Here is an 18332-nt window from a genome sequence, read left to right as displayed (position 1 = left end):
ACCTTCTTACGCGATGAAGCCCCTCTCCTCGCCTCGCCATCCTGTGCTTGCGCTGTGCGCAGCCGCATGCGTGCTCGCCGGCTGTACCGTCGGCCCCGCCTACCGCGGCGCGCCTGCGGCACCCGACGCACCGGTCTTCGTACGGGCGCCGGCAACGGGCATCGATACCGCCGCCCCCGCACCGAGCGCATGGTGGCATGCGCTCAACGATCGCCAGCTCGACGACCTGATCGCCGCCGCGCTCGCGCGCAACCCCGATCTGCATGCGGCGCAGGCACGGCTGCGCGCCTCGCGTGCGCAGCTGGTGCAACAGCGTGCGGCGCAGCTGCCGAAATCATCGGCGACCGTCGCCGCGATCCGCACGCGCGAGCCCGACGTCAGCGCGCTCGGCACGTTGTTGCCGTCCGGCAATTCGAGCCAGCCGGGCAGTGCGTCACCGTCGTCAGGCGGTACCGGTCCGCTGCAGCTCTTTTCGGCCGGCTTCGACGCAACATGGGAAATCGACCTGTTCGGCGGCACGCGCCGCGCGGTGGAAGCGGCGTCCGCGCAAGCCGAAGCCGTCGACGCCGACCTCGCCGACACGCAGGTATCGATCGCGGCCGAAGTCGCGACCGCGTACATCGATCTGCGCGACCGGCAGCAGCGGCTCGCGCTGTCGCGGCGCACGGCCGAGCTGCAACAGCGGATGCTCGAACTCACGCAGCAGCGCCGTGCACGCGGTGTCGCGGCCGATGCGGACATCGAACGCTTGACCACGCAAGTCGAGAACACGCGTGCGTCGTTGATCCCGCTCGATGCGCAGGTGACCGAGTCGCTCGACCGGCTCGCGATCCTGACCGGGCGGCCACCCGGTGCGCTCGACGCGGCGCTGTCGGCATCGGGCGCGCCGCTGCCGACGCTGCCCCATAGCGTGCCGGTCGGCGATCCGGCCGCGCTGCTAAAGCAACGTCCCGACATTCGCGCAGCCGAGCGCCGGCTCGCATCGAGCAACGCGCAGATCGGCGAGCACATCGCCGACTATTTCCCGAAGGTCACGCTGCTCGGCGATCTCGGCTTCAGCGCGAGCGACCCCGGCCACCTGTTCCGCAAGCAGAACTTCACGTGGGTCGGCGCGCCGTATCTGCAATGGAACATCCTCGACTTCGGCCGCACGCGCGGTGCGGTGCGCGCAGCCGAGGCGTCGCGTGACGAAGCGGAAGCGAACTACCGAAAGACCGTGCTCGGTGCGTTGCAGGACGCGAACACCGCACTCCAACGCTATGGGCACCAGCGCGAACACGTCGTCGCACTCGCCAACGTGCAGACGTCGGCCACGCATTCGGCCACCCTGATCGACCAGCGTTATCGTGCCGGTGTCGCGTCGATGATCGATCTGCTCGATACGCAGCGCGAAGCGCTGGCCGCGCAGCAGAACGTGATCGCGGGCCAGGCGGAATTGCTCAAGGACTACGTATCGCTGCAGAAGAGCCTCGGGCTCGGGTGGCAAACGCACGCGGGATGATTGATGCACGACGCGGCCGGCCACGCCAGCGGCTTGCCGGTTCGATCGCCGTGCCCGTCAATTCCCCCCTTTCTGCATAAAAGACGCGAACCGGCGCCGTCACCGCCGAGCGCATCAACGCAGCCAATGGGCGCGCGATCGAACGCACATTACGAATCGATTCGTCAATGATCCAGCGTTCTGAGTCTTTATTGCATGTCGAATCGGCTTTGAAAATTACAAATCCCCCGCCACTTTTCAAAATCATTTCGCCTTATTCGGTTTAATTTTGTTTCATATAATCAGAAAAAGTTTGACACCGAACTTTCGTTCTTGATACCGTCCGATGCAAGCAATCTGACGAATTGCAACACCCGCAAACGATTCCGCTCGACGCAGTTCGCTTTCGCCGCACCGAAATTTCCGCCGCCGGCCACGTCGCGATCCGTCGGCGCCCGATATGCCGATGCACCTCAACAGGCAGTTGCCGTCCGGCAGCAGGCCGAAGGACCGAATCGAATGAGCAGGACACCGAAACTGTTGCTCTAGCCCCCAGCCGGCGTCACGCCAGCCGGCGCGGCCGCCCCGCATCGCGGCGCGGCACTCCCTTTATCAGGCATTCCAGCATTTCACCCCCGGAGGGTCACCGTCTATCCGGATCGGGTGAAAGGCCCCGTCGCGCCCGCGCCATCCGCATGGGTACGGCGGAAACCGGCGGCGCATAATCCGCGCCGTCGTCGATTGCAGTCGTTCGTGCAGTTCGATGTTCAACCGGAGGGGTAATTCAATGAATCAGGTTGCTCACAAGAAACAAAAGCACATTCGCATCGTCAAGCTCGCGCTCGCCGCCGCAGCTGTCGCATCGTTCGGCATGGCGACGGCCCATGCCGCACCGGCCGCCGGCTGGACCGAAACGCGCACCAAGGGATTCCTGCCGCTCGTCCAGCAAGCCGAAAGCGGCAGTACCGCCGGGACGCCGGCGGCCAGCACCGCTGCTGCGGCCGCTGCCGCGACCGAGATGGCGTCCGGCGAATCGGTCGACATCGTGCTCGGGCTGAACCTGCGCAACGAGGCACAGCTTGACCAGTACCTGCGCGATCTGCACACGCCCGGATCGTCGCACTACAGGCAGTTCCTCACGTCGGCCCAGTTTGCCGCGCAGTACGCACCGACCGATCAACAAGTCGCGTCCGTCGTCGCGCACTTGCGCAAGGCCGGCTTCGTCAACATCGTGGTCGCGCCGAACCGCCTGCTCGTGTCCGCGTCGGGCACCGCGGCAACGGTCAAGTCGGCGTTCCGCACGACGCTCAAGCGCTTCACGCACAACGGCCGGAGCGTATACGCGAACAGCGATGCCGCACAGGTGCCGAACGCGATCGGCGGCATCGTCGGCGCCGTGTTGGGCCTGCAGAACGTCGAGCTCGTGCATACCGGCGCCGGCGGCACGCCGCAAGGCAACACCAGCAACCTGACCATTCCCGCGGGCGCCTCCGCGGTTCCGCACAATCCGACCGAGTTCTCGTCGATCTATGGTGGCGACGGCACGCCGAACGCATCGCAAACCACCGTCGGCATCATCTCCGAAGGCGACCTGTCTCAAACGGTCAGCGACCTGAACACGTTCGCCGCGAGCAACGGTCTCGGCACGATCAGCAGCAGCGTCGTGCAGACCGGCCCGTCGGGCAGTTCGTACACCGATACATCCGGCACCGTCGAATGGAACCTCGACAGTCAGTCGATCGTCGGCGCGGCCGGCGGCAGCGTGAAGCAGGTCGTGTTCTATGTAGCGCCGTCGATGACGCTCACCGCGATCACCGCCGCATACAATCGGGCGGTGAGCGACAACGTCGCGAAGGTCATCAACGTGTCGCTTGGTGTGTGCGAATCGTCCGCATACAGCACGGGCTCGCAGGCGACAGACGACACCATTTTCAAGCAAGCAGTCGCACAGGGGCAGACCTTTTCCGTGTCCGCCGGCGATCACGGCGCGTACGAATGCGCGAGCGGCAAGCCGTCGCGTTCGACCTACACCGTCAGCGAACCGGCGACATCGCCGTACGTGATCGCGGTGGGCGGCACGACGCTGTTCACCAATACGTCGACCAACGCGTACAACAGCGAAGTCGTGTGGAACGATCCGAGCTGGCAGTCGGGCACCGTGTGGGCGACGGGTGGCGGTTACAGCAAGTACGAGGCCGCGCCATCGTGGCAATCGTCGGCGCTCACCGGTTCGACGAAGCGCGCACTGCCGGACGTCGGCTTCGACGCCGACCTGCGCACCGGCGCGATCCTCGTGGTGAACGGCAAGACGTCCGACACGCTGTGGGGTGCGGGTTACCTGAACAATGAGGGCGGCACGAGCCTCGCCGCGCCGATCTTCACCGGCATCTGGGCGCGGCTGCAATCGGCGAACAACAATGCGCTCGGGTTCCCCGCGTCGAGCATCTACAAGTACTTCCCGGCCAACGCGACGCTGGTGCACGACGTGACGTCCGGCAACAACGGCAGCGGCGGCTACGGCTATAACGCGAAGGCGGGCTGGGACGCGACGACGGGCTTCGGCAGCGTGAACATCTCGAAGCTGAACACGTTCATCCAGAGCACGTCGGATTTCGCGCGCTGATGTTGCGATGACGGGCGGTTCCGGGCAAGAAGGTGCGCACGTCCGGAACCGCGTGCGCGGCCGTCGCGGCCTGCAGAGGTCAGAGCTGCGATTCGATCGGGAACAGGCCGAGAAACCAGACCTCGATGCGCCGCGCCGGCGACACCTCCGGCTCGTGATCGAGTTCGGTCACGTTGCCGTTGTCGTCGGTCTGAATCCACTTGAGCTGTCCGTTCCCGGGCGGATCGGTCCGAGCCTCGACGCGCCACGCGATTCGATCGAGCCGCGGCTCGAGATCGTTCGCGACCTCGGATGCGATCGCCGGGCTCTCGCAATAGACGCCGATCTCGGTGTTCAGATTCAGCGAGCGCGGATCGAGATTCATCGAGCCGATGAAGATGCTCTTGCGATCGAATACGTATGTCTTCGCGTGCAGCGACGCGCGCGACGACCCGATGATGACCTGCTTCGAGATGCTCCGGTCGCCGGACGGCCGCCGCTCGTAGAGCCGCACGCCGGCGTCGACGAGTTCGCGCCGGTAGCGCCGGTAACCGGCATGCACGGCTGCGACGTCGGTGGATGCGAGCGAGTTGGTCAGGATCGTCACGCGCACGCCGCGCGCGGTCAGCGCACGCAGCCGCTCGATCATCTCGCTGCCGGGCACGAAATACGGCGACACGATCAGCAGTTCCTGCTCGGGTCGCAGCGCGAGCGCGCGCAATTGCGGCATCAGGTGCCCTTCACTGTCCTTCGGTGCGCGCGCGATCTTCGCCGGATCGTCGTAGAGCACCGTCGCATGCCCCCACGACAGGTCCGTACCCTGGCCATGGATGATCTGCCCGAGCCGCTGGTGCGCCTCGAGCACGTACGGATTGTCCTCCATCGCGCGCAGGTAGTCGCGCAACCGTTCCCGCTCGCGATCGAGGCCGCCCGGCGGCGCGTCGTGGCCGACGAGCGCGCTGATCGAAAACGCATACGGCGAGTTCCAGAACGTATCGAACTCGGTCGAGATGTCGTTCACGACGGGGCCGTGCACGACCACGTCGAGATCGCCGAATTCGAGCATCGACGACGCGCCGAAGTATTCGTCGCCGATATTGCGGCCCCCGACGATCGCGGCCTGATTGTCCGCGATCATCGCCTTGTTGTGCATGCGCCGGTTCACGCGCGAGAACTCGAACACCGTGCCGATCTTCTTGAAGCTGCGCGTCGCGACCGGATTGAACAGCCGGATCTCGATGTTCGGATGCGAGCTGATCTCGAGCAGCTTTCGGTCGTCCGCGTTCGTACCCAGATCGTCGAGCAGCACGCGCACGCGCACGCCGCGGTCGGCCGCGCGCATCACCGCGTCCGCGAGTTCGTGTCCGGTCAGGTCGTCGTGCCAGATGTAGTACTGCAGGTCCAGCGAGCGGTCCGCGCGATCGGCGAGCAGCACGCGCGCATCGAGCGCGTCGACCGGATCGCGCAGCAGATGAAACGCGTCCTGCCCCGGATGAGCATCGGCCTGCCGACGGAACGCGAGCCCGAGGCGGGTGTTCGCGGTGTCGGTGTACGCATGCGTCGGCACGCGATCGGTCTGTGGCGGCAGGCTCGCACATGCGGCAAGCATCAGCAACGACAGAATCGCACTCCACGAACGCAGCATGGTCATGATGGACGCCCCTCGCTGTCGGGCGAAGTCGGTTTGTGTTTGTTCTGGCGGCCGCGCGAAGCGCGGCGCCTGGCGTCGGTTCGCGCGGTCGACGGACGCCGATCTCGATCGCGGATACCCGAACGCACTACAGCATACTTCGATTGATATCGGGACAGCACGTGCGGCGTGATTCCCCGGTGGCGGCGATACGACATCATGCGGCGCGCCAAAGAAAAAACCCGCGAAGCCTTGCGGCATCGCGGGTTTGGCGGCTTCCTCGAACGACCGTGGAAGCGAATCTGGTGGGCCCCCCGGGAGTCGAACCCGGCACCAACGAATTATGAGTTCGCTGCTCTAACCAAGCATGAGCTAGGGGCCCAAATGGGTAGCACCGCGTGTTACGCGCTGCGCCGGCAATGAAGCCGGGCCTGCATTGTAACAACAAAGAGGATCAAGAGCACAAACGCCACCGGCATCGCATGGACACCGGCGGCGTTCGCAGGTGAGACGCGGGAAATCAGTTCCCTTCGAGGAACGACTTCAGCTTGTCGGAACGGCTCGGGTGACGCAGCTTGCGCAGCGCCTTCGCCTCGATCTGACGGATCCGCTCGCGGGTGACGTCGAACTGCTTGCCGACTTCCTCGAGCGTGTGGTCCGTGCTCATCTCGATGCCGAAGCGCATCCGCAGCACCTTCGCCTCGCGCGGCGTCAGCGAATCGAGCACGTCCTTCACGACGTCACGCATGCTCGCATGCAACGCCGCATCCGCCGGCGCGACCGTGTTGTTGTCCTCGATGAAGTCGCCGAGATGGGAATCGTCGTCGTCGCCGATCGGCGTTTCCATCGAGATCGGTTCCTTCGCGATCTTCATGATCTTGCGGATCTTGTCTTCCGGCATCTCCATCTTCTCGGCGAGCGTTGCCGGATCCGGCTCGAGACCGGTTTCCTGCAGGATCTGCCGCGAGATGCGGTTCATCTTGTTGATCGTCTCGATCATGTGAACCGGAATGCGGATCGTGCGCGCCTGGTCCGCGATCGAACGCGTGATGGCCTGGCGGATCCACCACGTCGCATAGGTCGAGAACTTGTAGCCGCGACGGTATTCGAACTTGTCCACCGCCTTCATCAGGCCGATGTTGCCTTCCTGAATCAGGTCGAGGAACTGCAGGCCACGGTTCGTGTACTTCTTCGCGATCGAGATCACGAGACGCAGGTTGGCCTCGGTCATTTCACGCTTCGCCTGGCGCGCCTTCAGTTCGCCGGCCGCCATCTGACGGTTGGTTTCCTTCAGGTCCTTCAGCGGCAGCACGACGCGCGCCTGCAGGTCGAGCAAACGCTGTTGCTGTTCGCGAATCGCCGGGATGTTGCGCGACAGGACCGCGCTGTACGGATGACCTTCGGCCGCGATCTTATCGGCCCAGTCGAGATCCGTCTCGCTGCCCGGGAAGCGCGCGATGAATTCCGAACGCGGCATCCCGCACTTGTCGACGACGATGTGCAGGATCTGACGCTCGACCTGACGCACTTCGTCCACTTGCGCACGCAGCGTGTCGCACAGACGCTCGACCGTGCGCGCAGTGAAGCGGATCGTCATCAGCTCGCTCTGGATCGTTTCCTGCGCCTTCAGGTAGGACTTCGACTTGTAGCCTTCCTTCTCGAACGCGCGGCGCATCTTGTCGAACCACTCGCTGATCTGCGCGAACTTTTCGAGCGATGCGCGCTTGAGGGCTTCGAGCTGGGCGGCGTTGGCCGACGCCTGCGCGGCGCCGTCATCGTCCTCCTCTTCCTCTTCTTCCTCTTCCTCTTCTTCTTCCTCGTCCTCGTTCTCGATCGCTTCGGCCTCCTTCGCGGAGAAACCGTCGGTGTCCGCGGCATCCGCCGCATTCGGATCGAGCAGGCCGTCGACGAGCTCGTCGACACGGATCTCTTCGTTCGCGACACGCTCGGCCATCGCGAGGATGTCGGCAATCGTCGTCGGGCACGCGGAAATCGCCATCACCATGTGGCGCAGGCCGTCTTCGATCCGCTTCGCGATCTCGATTTCGCCTTCGCGCGTGAGCAGCTCGACCGTGCCCATCTCGCGCATGTACATCCGGACCGGATCGGTCGTGCGGCCGAATTCCGAATCGACGGTCGACAGTGCGACTTCCGCCTCTTCCTCGACTTCATCGTCCGACGACGCGGCCGGCGCGTTGTCGTTCAGGAGCAGCGTTTCCGCGTCCGGCGCCTGCTCGTAGACCGCCACGCCCATGTCGTTGAACGTGCCGATGATGCCCTCGAGGGCTTCGGTTTCGGTGAAGTTGTCCGGCAGGTGGTCGTTGATTTCGGCATACGTGAGGAAGCCGCGCTCCTTGCCGAGCTTGATCAGCGCGCGCAGCTTCACGCGGCGCTCTTCGAGCTCCTCGGCCGTACCGGGCGTGCTCGTCGCGAACGCTTCCTTCAGCAGCGCCTTTTCCTTGGCGCGACGATCGCGCACCTTGGATTTGCCCGGAGCAGCCGCGGCTGCGGGCTGCTCGTCGCTCTGATTTGCGTCGTCATCGACGGATACTTCGTTCAGCTTTTTGGTCATGGAGTTCGCCGTACCGGCTATATCGACTCGCGGCTGCTGGACGACAGCCGGTTGAACCGTGGGTGCATGAGTAGTACGTACTGCCGTTTCGTCCGCGGCGGCAGTCGTGTCCCTTGCGCTTTTCGCACTTGCCCGCTTCGCCGCCGGCTTGGCCGGCCCGGAGTCGGGTCTCGCGGCAGCCCTTGATCTGGCTGCCGGCGCCGGCGCAGCCTGAGCAGTGCCGGCCGCGGTTTTCTTTCCTGCAGGGGCTGACGTGGCTGAAGACGTTGCCCTGGTGGAAGAAGCAGACTTGGCCGCTGTGACCTTTTTGGTCGGCTCCGTCGAGCCCTTGCCTGTTGCTTTCTTTCCGCCTGTCGTCTTTGCCATCGCGATTCTCGCCTCTGCTTGGAAAACAAACCGCTGGAAACCTTATATTATAGCACGCTGGGGAGCCCCTCTCTCGGCGCCCCGGCCGCCTACAGCCCGAGCCGACGCTTCATGTCGGTTCGCTGCTGGTTCAATTCCGTCAATTCCGCCAGTTCCTCGGGTGTAAACGTGGATTGCCGCGCGAGCCGGTCGAGCCGGTCGCAGCAGGCGTCATAGCGCATCTTGAGCACCGCCGCCTGCAGTTCCTCCCCCGCGATCCGTTCCTGCTCGCGCTGCCGTTCGGACACCGACTCGTCTTCCGGATTCTGTAACAGCAAATCGCGGACGTTTTCATCATAGTCCAGAATTTCGCGGAAGATTTCCTCGTAAGTCGCCGCGTTCGATGACGTTCGCAGGACATCCGACAGCAGCCGGAACTCCGCGCCGTCGCCCAGCGCACGCGCGTGATCGACGACTTCGGCAAACAGCTCCCCGATGCGCGGAAGCGCGCGCAGGGTCGCAAGCTGATCGTCGTCGAGCTGCGTCGCGATCCGCGGATGCATCACCAGCGTACGCAACGCCCGCTTTTCGCTGTCCGTCACACGCCGCCGCTCGCTGCGCGCGGGCGCCTGGCGCGCCGGCGCGGCAATGCGCGCATCGACGTCGCACAGCGCCGCAACCTCCTCGAACGGAATGTCGAGGCGGTCGGCGAACATGTGCATGATCTGCGCGCGCAGAGCGTTCGCCGGCAGCGCCTGCAGCAGCGGCTTCGCGTCGAACAGCGCCTTCGCGCGCCCTTCCGGCTGATCAAGCGCCTTGCCGGCAATTGCTTCGTTCAACAGAAATTGCGACAGCGGCATCGCGCGTTCGACCTGTTCGGAAAACGCTTCCGCGCCGAATTCGCGTACGTAGCTGTCCGGATCGTGTTCGGGCGGCAGGAAAAGGAATCGGATCGTCCGGTTGTCCGCCGCATGCGGCAGGCACGCCTCGAGTGCGCGGCGCGCCGCACGCCGGCCGGCCGAGTCGCCGTCAAAGCTGAAAATGACCGTATCGGTCTGCCGCAGCAGCTTTTGCACGTGGATCGGCGTACACGCGGTGCCGAGCGTCGCGACCGCGTTCGGAAAGCCGAGCTGCGCGAGCGCGACGACGTCCATGTAGCCTTCGACGACCAGCACGTACTTGCGCTCGCGGATCGCGAGCCGCGCCTCGAACAGCCCGTACAACTCGCTGCCCTTGTTGAACAGCGGCGTTTCGGGTGAGTTCAGATACTTCGGCTCGCCGCTGCCGAGCACGCGGCCGCCGAACCCGATCACCTGCCCCTTCACGTTGCGGATCGGGAACATGATTCGCTCGCGAAACCGGTCGTAGCGCCGCGCGACACCTTGCCCGTCGGTCTTCTCGCTGACGATCACGAGCCCCGATTCGACCAGCGAATCGTCGCGGTAGTCGGGGAACGCGGCTTCGAGGTTCTGCCAGCCGTCGGGCGCGTAGCCGAGCCCGAAACGCGCGGCGATCTCGCCGGTCAGGCCCCGGTTCTTCAGGTACTGGATCGCGACCGTCGCGCCGCGCAATTGCTTGCGGTAGTAATCGCACGCGGCCGACATCACGTCGGACAGCGCGGTCGCCACCGATTTCGACACGGGCGCCGGATAATCGCCGCCCGCGCCGCCCGCGCCCCCGCCGCGCATCGACGGTTCGTGCGGCACCGTCAGCCCGACCGACTGCGCGAGTTCCTGCACGGCCTCGGGGAACGTCAGCCCCGCATGCTCCATCAGAAAACCGATCGCGGTCCCGTGCGCGCCGCACCCGAAGCAGTGATAGAACTGCTTGGTCGGGCTGACGGTGAACGATGGGCTCTTTTCGTTGTGGAACGGGCACAACCCCATGAAGTTGGCGCCGCCCTTCTTGAGCTGCACGTAACGGCCCACCACGTCGACGATATCGACGCGGTTCAGCAAATCCTGCAGGAACGAATGCGGAATCACCGTGGGATCGAGCGAAAAGAGACGATACGACGCCTCCGGCGCGCGCATGCGACGCGCCGGAAAGCAGGTTTTACTTGGACAGCGCGGCCTTGACCTGCGCGGAAACGGCCGTCATGTCGGCACGGCCGGCGAGCTTGCCCTTCAGCACGCCCATCACCTTGCCCATGTCCTGCGGGCCGGCCGCGCCCGTTGCCGCGACCGCGGCCTGGACTTCGGCGGCCACTTCGGCGTCCGACAGCTGCGCGGGCATGTACGCGCCAAGCACGGTCAGCTCGGCCTGCTCCTTCGCGACGAGATCGTCGCGGCCGGCAGCCTGGAACTGGCTGATCGAATCCTTGCGCTGCTTGATCATCTTGTCGATCACGGCGGTGATGCCGGCGTCGTCGAGGGTCACCCGATCGTCGACTTCGCGCTGCTTGATCGCGGCCAGCAGCAGGCGAATCGTCGCCAGACGCTCGCTTTCCTTCGCGCGCATCGCGGCCTTCATGTCTTCGCTGATCTGCTCTTTCAAACTCATCTTGCACCCGGGATGAAAACGTGACTTCGACGCCCGTGAACGGACGTCAACACAAAAACCCGCTTGGGACTATGTCTCAAGCGGGTTGCTCGAATCCGGCATCGGCGGCCTTCGCACGCTTGCCTCCGATCGAAGCCGATCGTGCGGCGGGCGCCGGTGCGCCGCTCAGCGAACCGCGCGGCGCTCAATCGTTCAGTACAGCTTCTTCGGCAACGTCTGGCTGCGGATGCGCTTGTAATGACGCTTCACCGCAGCAGCCTTCTTGCGCTTGCGCTCGGCGGTCGGCTTCTCGTAGAACTCCCGCGCACGAAGCTCGGTCAGCAGACCGTTCTTCTCGATCGTGCGCTTGAAGCGACGCATGGCGACTTCGAACGGCTCGTTTTCTTTAACGCGAATGATCGTCATGATCCGACACGAATAAAGGTTTGCAGGGAAGACTTACGAGTATAGCAGAGCGCCGCGTGAAGACATAAGAGGCGGCCGACCCGCGCGTCAGCCCCCGCGCGCGAACTCGGCGGCCGCCTGGCCCGCCGCCGTGCCCGAAGCCCACGCCCACTGGAAGTTGTAGCCGCCGAGCCAGCCCGTCACGTCCACTGCCTCGCCGATGAAGAACAGCCCCGGCACCCGCGCACTCATCATCGTCGCCGACGACAGTTCGCGCGTGTCGACACCGCCCTTCGTCACTTCGGCCTTCTTGTAGCCTTCGGTGCCGTTCGGCGTCAACGTCCAGCCGGACAACGCGTCGCCGATCTGGCGCAGCGTCTTGTCGGGCAGGTCCGCGAGCCGCGCATCGGCCGCGACGCGATGCGCGTCGAGCCATACGTGCGCGAGCCGCGACGGCACCCAGTCCGCGAGCAGCGAGCCGATCTGCCGCTTCGACGTGCGCTTCGCGTCGAGCAGGTCGGCCACGACGTCGCGCTGCGGCAGCAGGTCGACGCGGATCGGATCGCCGGGCTGCCAGTAGCTGGAGATCTGCAGGATGCCCGGGCCCGACAGGCCGCGATGCGTCAGCAGCAGATCCTCGACGAATTCGCCGCCGCGCCTGCGGTCGCCGGTCGACACGCGCACTTCGAGCGACACGCCGGACAGCGCCGCGAACGGCGCCCAGTCCTGCGGCGCGAACGTGAGCGGCACAAGCGCCGGACGCGTGTCGACGAGCTTGTGGCCGAACTGCTTCGCGAGCCGATAGCCGAAGTCGGTCGCGCCGATCTTCGGGATCGACAGGCCGCCGGTCGCGACGATCAGCGCGCGCGCGCGGATCGGCCCCGCCTGCCGGGTGTCGAGCGTGAAGCCGTCGGCCGGCGCATGCCGCACCGCGTCGACGACTACCGGACGGCGCCACGCGATGCCGCCGGCATCGCATTCGTGCTTCAGCACGTCGATGATCGCGTCGCTGCCGTGGTCGCAGAACAGCTGCCCCTTGTGCTTTTCGTGCCACGTGACGTGATGGCGCTTCAGCAGCCCGAGAAAATCGCGCGGCGTGTAGCGTGCGAGCGCCGAGCGCGCGAAATGCGGATTCGACGACAGGTAGTTGTCGGGGCCCGCGTAAAGATTCGTGAAATTGCAGCGGCCGCCGCCCGAGATGCGGATTTTCTCGGCGAGCCGCGGCGCGTGGTCGATCAACACCACGCGGCGGCCAAGTTGCCCGGCAACCGCGGCGCTCATCATCCCGGCGGCGCCTGCGCCGATCACGGCGATGTCATAAGTTTCCATGGCGCGGATTGTACCTGCCCGGCCCTCGGACGGGCGCCGCCATCAGCGGCGACCTCCCCCCGCTGATATAATTTCCGGTTACGTTGACCTTCCTTCGGCGCGCTCGAACCGGCGCGCCCCGCCCCGACCCATGCTCGTTCTCGGCATCGAAAGCTCCTGCGACGAAACCGGCCTCGCGCTCTACGACACGCAGCGCGGCCTGCTCGCGCACGCGCTCCATTCGCAGATTGCGATGCACCGCGAATACGGCGGCGTCGTGCCCGAACTCGCCTCGCGCGACCACATCCGCCGCGCGCTGCCGCTGCTCGAGGAAGTGATGGCGCAAAGCGGCACGCGTCGCGACGACATCGACGCGATCGCGTTCACGCAAGGCCCTGGCCTTGCCGGTGCACTGCTGGTCGGCGCGAGCATCGCGAACGCGCTCGCGCTCGCATGGAACAAGCCGACGGTCGGCATCCATCACCTCGAAGGCCATCTGCTGTCGCCGCTGCTCGTCGACGAGCCGCCGCCGTTCCCGTTCATCGCACTGCTGGTATCGGGCGGCCATACGCAGTTGATGCGCGTGACCGACGTCGGCGTGTACGAAACGCTCGGCGAAACGCTCGACGACGCGGCGGGCGAAGCGTTCGACAAGACGGCGAAGCTGATCGGCCTCGGCTATCCGGGTGGCCCGGAAGTCTCGAAACTTGCGGAAACCGGCACGCCGGGCGCGGTCGTGCTGCCACGGCCGATGCTGCATTCGGGCGATCTCGATTTCAGCTTCAGCGGCCTGAAGACGGCCGTGCTCACACAGATGAAGAAGTTCGAGGCGGCGAAGCTCGAAGGCGAAGCGCTCGAACGCGCGAAGGCCGACCTCGCGCGCGGCTTCGTCGACGCGGCCGTCGACGTGCTCGTCGCGAAATCGCTCGCCGCGCTGAAGAAGACGAAGCTCAAGCGCCTGGTGGTGGCCGGCGGCGTCGGCGCGAACCGCCAGTTGCGCGCGGCGCTGTCGGCCGCCGCAGTCAAACGCGGGTTCGACGTGCACTATCCCGATCTTGCGCTCTGCACCGACAACGGCGCGATGATCGCACTCGCCGGCGCGCTGCGGCTTGGCCGCTGGCCTGAACAGGCGAATGCCGACTACGCGTTCACGGTCAAGCCGCGCTGGGATCTCGCGTCGCTTGCGCGCTGAGTCACGCAGCGCGATGTCGCGCCGAGTCACCGAGTCGCTGAGTCACTGAACCGCTCCGATCGAGCCTCGTCCGAAAAACAGAATGGCCGCTCAAATTCGAGCGGCCATTTTTTCATTGCAGCGGCAATACGGCGCTGCCACAGGGCAGCACAGTGCACGCCCGACGTTACGCGGCGTGTCGCTTGTCCCGCTCGATCAGCGCATACGCGCTGTGATTGTGAATCGACTCGAAGTTCTCGGCCTCGAGCACGTATGCGACCACGCGCTCGTCAGCATCGAGACGCTGCGCGACGTCGCGCACGAGATCCTCGACAAACTTCGGGTTTTCGTATGCACGCTCCGTGACGAACTTCTCGTCCGGACGCTTGAGCAAGCCCCACAGCTCGCACGATGCTTCCTCTTCCGCGATGCGGATCAGCGCCTCGACCGGCAGGTCGGCCGCGAGTTCGGCGTCGATCGTCACGTGCGAGCGCTGGTTGTGCGCGCCGTACTGCGAGATCTTCTTCGAGCACGGGCACAGGCTCGTCACCGGCACGAGCACCTTCAGGAATACGCGCGTTTCGCCGTTGCGGCTCTCGCCCGCGAGCGTCACTTCGTAGTCGAGCAGGCTCTGCACGCCCGATACCGGCGCCGTCTTGCTCACGAAGTACGGGAACGTGACCTCGATACGGCCGGCTTCGGCCTCCAGCTTCTCCAGCATCGACGCGAGCATCGCGCGAAAACGCGCGACGGTCAGCGGCGCGCGGTTCTCTTCGAGCAGCGCGACGAAGCGCGACATGTGCGTGCCCTTCTGATCGGCGGGCAGGCGCACGTCGAGGTTCCAGACGCCGACGCTCGGCTGCACGTCGCCGCTTTCGGTGCATACCGTCAACGGATGCCGGACCGCCTTCACGCCCACGCGCTGAATCGGAATCTGGCGGGTATCCACCGTGCTCTGCACGTCGGGCATCACGAAGGCGGGATTCATCTGGTTCATCTTGTTTTCAATCCTTGTAAGCCGCGCGTTCGACGACGCGCACGCCGCGTCACGCGGCAGCCGGAAAAGCAACATGGGCCCGCAGGCCCATGTTTTCCGCATCAATGTTGACCGGTTGCGCCAGTCGCATCGACGCCGCCCGGAGGCGGCGCCAGCTTATGCGACGCGCTTCGCCTGACCGGCGACATCGGCCGCGGGGCTCAGGAAGCGTTCGCGAATCGATTTCGCGATGCCTGCACCGTCGAGACCGCATTGCGACAGCAGCTTCGCGGGATCGCCGTGATCGATGAACTGGTCAGGGAGGCCCAATTGTAGTACGGGCCGGATAACCCCACTCTCCATCAGGGCTTCGACGCAGGCAGAACCCGCGCCGCCCATCACGCAACCTTCCTCGACGGTGACGAGATAGTCGTGCGTCTGCGCGAGTTCGCGCACGAGCGCCGCATCGACGGGCTTCACGAAGCACATGTTCGCGACCGTTGCGTCGAGCTCGTCGGCGGCGGCCAGCGACGGTGCGACCATCGTGCCGAACGCGAGAATCGCAACGCGCTTGCCTTCCGGCTGCGCGGTACGGCGACGCACTTCGCCCTTGCCGAGCGGGATCTCGGTGAATTCCTTCACCGTCGCCACGCCCGTGCCCGCGCCGCGCGGGTAACGCACCGCAGTCGGGTTCGGCTGCTGAAGCGCCGTATGCAGCATTTGGCGGCATTCGTTTTCGTCGGACGCCGCCATGATCGTCATGTTCGGGATGCAGCGCATGAACGCGAGATCGTACGCACCCGCATGCGTCGCGCCATCGGCGCCGACGAGGCCGGCGCGGTCGATTGCGAACACGACCGGCAGGTTCTGCAGCGCGACGTCGTGGATCAGCTGGTCGTACGCACGCTGGAGGAACGTCGAGTAGATCGCGACGACAGGCTTCAGCCCTTCGGTCGCGAGGCCGCCCGCGAACGTGACGGCGTGCTGCTCGGCGATGCCGACGTCGTAGTAGCGATCCTTGAAGCGCTTCTCGAACTCGACCATGCCCGAGCCTTCGCGCATCGCGGGTGTGATGCCGACGACGCGCGAATCGCGCTCGGCTTCATCGCACAACCACTCGCCGAACACCTGCGTGTACGTCTTCTTCGCCGGGGTGGCCGACGGCTTGATGCCTTCGGCCGGATTGAACTTGCCGGGGCCGTGATAAAGCACGGGATCGGCTTCGGCGAGCTTGTAGCCCTGCCCTTTCTTCGTCACAACGTGCAGGAATTGCGGGCCGCGCAGCTCGCGGATGTTCTGCAGCGTCGGGATCAGCGAATCGAGATCGTGACCGTCGATCGGGCCGATGTAGTTGAAGCCGAACTCCTCGAACAGCGTGGCCGGCACGACCATGCCCTTTGCGTGCTCCTCGAGCTTGCGCGCGAGTTCGAGCACCGGCGGCGCGACGCTCAGCACGCGCTCGACGCCGGCGCGCGCGGCCGCGTAGAAACGGCCCGACATCAGCCGCGCGAGATGGCGGTTCAGCGCGCCGACCGGCGGCGAAATCGACATGTCGTTGTCGTTGAGGATCACGAGCAGCTTCGCATCCTCCGACACGCCCGCGTTGTTCATCGCCTCGAACGCCATGCCGGCCGTCATCGCGCCGTCGCCGATCACCGCGATCGAGAAGCGGTCGTCGCCGTTCAGCTGGCTGCCGATCGCCATGCCGAGCGCGGCCGAGATCGACGTGCTCGAGTGCGCGGTGCCGAACGTGTCGTATTCCGACTCGCTGCGGCGCGGGAAACCCGAGATGCCATCGTACTGGCGCAGCGTGTGCATCTGGTCGCGGCGGCCCGTCAGGATCTTGTGCGGGTAGGTCTGGTGACCCACATCCCAGACGATCCGGTCGTTCGGCGTGTTGAACACGTAGTGCAACGCGATCGTCAGCTCGACCGTCCCGAGGTTGGACGACAGATGGCCGCCCGTCTTCGACACGCTGTCGAGCACGAACGCGCGCAGTTCATCCGCGAGCGGTTGGAGTTGGCGACGATCGAGGCGGCGCAGATGCGCCGGGTCGTCGATGGTTTTCAGCAAGTCGTACATCGTCGTTCCATTGTAGGAAATCAAACGCGCCCGCATTCTGTTGCACGCACCGTAGCGTGTGCGCGGCGGCGGGCTTTCGCGTCAGCTGACCCGGTTCACCACCAGGTCGGCAAGTTCGGCGAGACGCTGTGCGCGCGCGCCGAACGGTTTCAGCGCGTCGTGCGCTTCGGCGCGCAGCTGTGCTGCGAGCTCGCGCGATGCGTCGAGGCCGAGGATCGATACGTAGGTCGGCTTGTCGTTCGCCGCGTCCTTGCCGGCCGTCTTGCCGAGCGTGGCGGAATCCGTCGTGACGTCGAGAATGTCGTCGACGACCTGGAACGCCAGACCGACGGCGCCCGCGTAGACGTCGAGTGCAGCCATCGCTTCCGCCGACGGCGTGTCGCCCGCCAGCGCACCCATCCGCACGGCCGCGCGCAACAGCGCGCCCGTCTTCATCCGGTGCATCGTCTCGAGCTGCTCGCGCGTCAGCTTGAGGCCGACGCTCGCCAGGTCGATCGCCTGCCCGCCGGCCATGCCGATCGAGCCGCTCGCCAGCGCCAGCTCGCGCACGAGCGCGGCCTGCTGTGCGGGCGACAGCGCGGCGGCATCCGTCAGCGCGACGAACGCCTGCGACTGCAGCGCGTCGCCGACCAGCAGCGCCGTCGGCTCGTCGTACTGCACGTGCACGGTCGGCTTGCCGCGCCGCAACGCGTCGTCGTCCATGCACGGCATGTCGTCATGCACGAGCGAATAGACGTGGATCATCTCCAGCGCCGCCGCCGCCGCGTTGCGCGCCGCCTCCGTCGCGCCGGTCAGTTCGCCTGCTGCATGGCACAGCAGCGGGCGAACGCGCTTGCCGCCGCCGAGGACCGCATAGCGCATCGCTTCGTGGAGTTGCGTGGGCACCACGTTGTCGGCCGGCAAATAGCGGCCGAGTGCGTCCTCGACACGGTCGAGCACGGACCGCATCCATTGTTCGAATGTCATAGATCGTCGTCTTCGCCGTCCGTGGCGGCCGTTCCGGATGACAGCGGCTTCAGCGTCGCGCCGTCGAGCACGCGAACCTGCCGTTCCACTTTCTCCAGCTGCTGTTGGCAAAACGCAACGAGGGTCGCACCGCGGCGATACGCGGCGAGCGAATCCTCGAGGCTCAACGCGCCGCCTTCCATCCGGGCAACCAGCGTCTCGAGTTCCGCGAGCGCCGTTTCATAGTTGTCCGGCAACGGTTCGGTGCCGTTGCCGGGCGGGGTGGCGCCTGGGGATGCGGTTTTCGCCATGGACGAGGGTGTCAAATTTCAAAA

13 protein-coding genes and 1 tRNA gene are annotated in these 18332 nt (G+C 65.7%); 3 read left to right on the top strand and 11 right to left on the bottom strand.

Annotation, left to right across the window (positions count from 1 at the left end; genetic code table 11):
• Positions 1-13 precede the first annotated feature (13 nt).
• Together WK25_RS22095 and WK25_RS22090 are read left to right on the top strand one after the other, a co-directional pair.
• Complete coding sequence (locus WK25_RS22095; RefSeq protein WP_069242742.1) at positions 14-1501, top strand: efflux transporter outer membrane subunit; 1488 nt, start codon at positions 14-16, stop codon at positions 1499-1501.
• Positions 1502-2267: 766 nt separating this feature from the next.
• Entirely contained in the window at positions 2268-4103 is a 1836-nt protein-coding gene (locus tag WK25_RS22090) for a S53 family peptidase (protein ID WP_069242741.1), read from the top strand.
• Positions 4104-4182: 79 nt separating this feature from the next.
• Here the strand turns inward: WK25_RS22090 and WK25_RS22085 are convergent, their stop codons facing one another.
• From WK25_RS22085 to WK25_RS22055, 7 genes are all read right to left on the bottom strand, one after another.
• Entirely contained in the window at positions 4183-5733 is a 1551-nt protein-coding gene (locus WK25_RS22085) for a phospholipase D family protein (protein ID WP_040139378.1), read from the bottom strand.
• 282 nt (positions 5734-6015) lie between these two features.
• Positions 6016-6094 (bottom strand) — tRNA-Ile (locus tag WK25_RS22080).
• A 138-nt stretch (positions 6095-6232) separates the two neighbouring features.
• Positions 6233-8650, bottom strand: coding sequence for an RNA polymerase sigma factor RpoD (gene rpoD / locus WK25_RS22075; RefSeq protein WP_083253064.1), 2418 nt, complete (start codon positions 8648-8650; stop codon positions 6233-6235).
• Between the two features lie 89 nt (positions 8651-8739).
• Complete coding sequence (dnaG, locus tag WK25_RS22070) at positions 8740-10614, bottom strand: DNA primase (RefSeq protein WP_069243495.1); 1875 nt, start codon at positions 10612-10614, stop codon at positions 8740-8742.
• Positions 10615-10684: 70 nt separating this feature from the next.
• Entirely contained in the window at positions 10685-11131 is a 447-nt protein-coding gene (locus WK25_RS22065; RefSeq protein ID WP_040139376.1) for a GatB/YqeY domain-containing protein, read from the bottom strand.
• Between the two features lie 192 nt (positions 11132-11323).
• Entirely contained in the window at positions 11324-11536 is a 213-nt protein-coding gene (gene rpsU / locus WK25_RS22060) for a 30S ribosomal protein S21 (protein WP_006479415.1), read from the bottom strand.
• 87 nt (positions 11537-11623) lie between these two features.
• Positions 11624-12853, bottom strand: a complete 1230-nt coding sequence (locus tag WK25_RS22055) for an NAD(P)/FAD-dependent oxidoreductase (protein ID WP_226209339.1) — start codon at positions 12851-12853, stop codon at positions 11624-11626.
• Positions 12854-12974: 121 nt separating this feature from the next.
• Between WK25_RS22055 and tsaD the strand changes: the two genes are divergently transcribed.
• On the top strand, positions 12975-14015 hold the full coding sequence (gene tsaD, locus WK25_RS22050) for a tRNA (adenosine(37)-N6)-threonylcarbamoyltransferase complex transferase subunit TsaD (RefSeq protein ID WP_040139366.1): 1041 nt from the start codon (positions 12975-12977) through the stop codon (positions 14013-14015).
• Positions 14016-14181: 166 nt separating this feature from the next.
• On the opposite strand, the gene folE2 is transcribed toward tsaD, so the two are convergent.
• The 4 genes from folE2 to WK25_RS22030 all read right to left on the bottom strand — a co-directional run bounded on the left by folE2 (position 14182) and on the right by WK25_RS22030 (position 18308).
• Entirely contained in the window at positions 14182-14991 is an 810-nt protein-coding gene (folE2, locus tag WK25_RS22045; protein WP_040141007.1) for a GTP cyclohydrolase FolE2, read from the bottom strand.
• Positions 14992-15147: 156 nt separating this feature from the next.
• Entirely contained in the window at positions 15148-17052 is a 1905-nt protein-coding gene (dxs, locus tag WK25_RS22040) for a 1-deoxy-D-xylulose-5-phosphate synthase (protein WP_069242739.1), read from the bottom strand.
• A gap of 81 nt (positions 17053-17133) precedes the next feature.
• Complete coding sequence (locus WK25_RS22035) at positions 17134-18018, bottom strand: polyprenyl synthetase family protein (RefSeq protein ID WP_040139364.1); 885 nt, start codon at positions 18016-18018, stop codon at positions 17134-17136.
• Positions 18015-18308 carry an exodeoxyribonuclease VII small subunit gene (locus WK25_RS22030; RefSeq protein WP_069242738.1) on the bottom strand — a complete coding sequence of 98 codons (294 nt, stop codon included), beginning with the start codon at positions 18306-18308 and terminating at the stop codon, positions 18015-18017. The genes WK25_RS22035 and WK25_RS22030 overlap by 4 nt, the downstream gene beginning before the upstream one ends.
• Between the last annotated feature and the right edge of the window lie 24 nt (positions 18309-18332).

Source organism: Burkholderia latens (genome assembly GCF_001718795.1).
Classification (GTDB): Bacteria; Pseudomonadota; Gammaproteobacteria; order Burkholderiales; family Burkholderiaceae; genus Burkholderia; species Burkholderia latens_A.
This window is presented reverse-complemented; position numbering and strand designations above follow the sequence as displayed.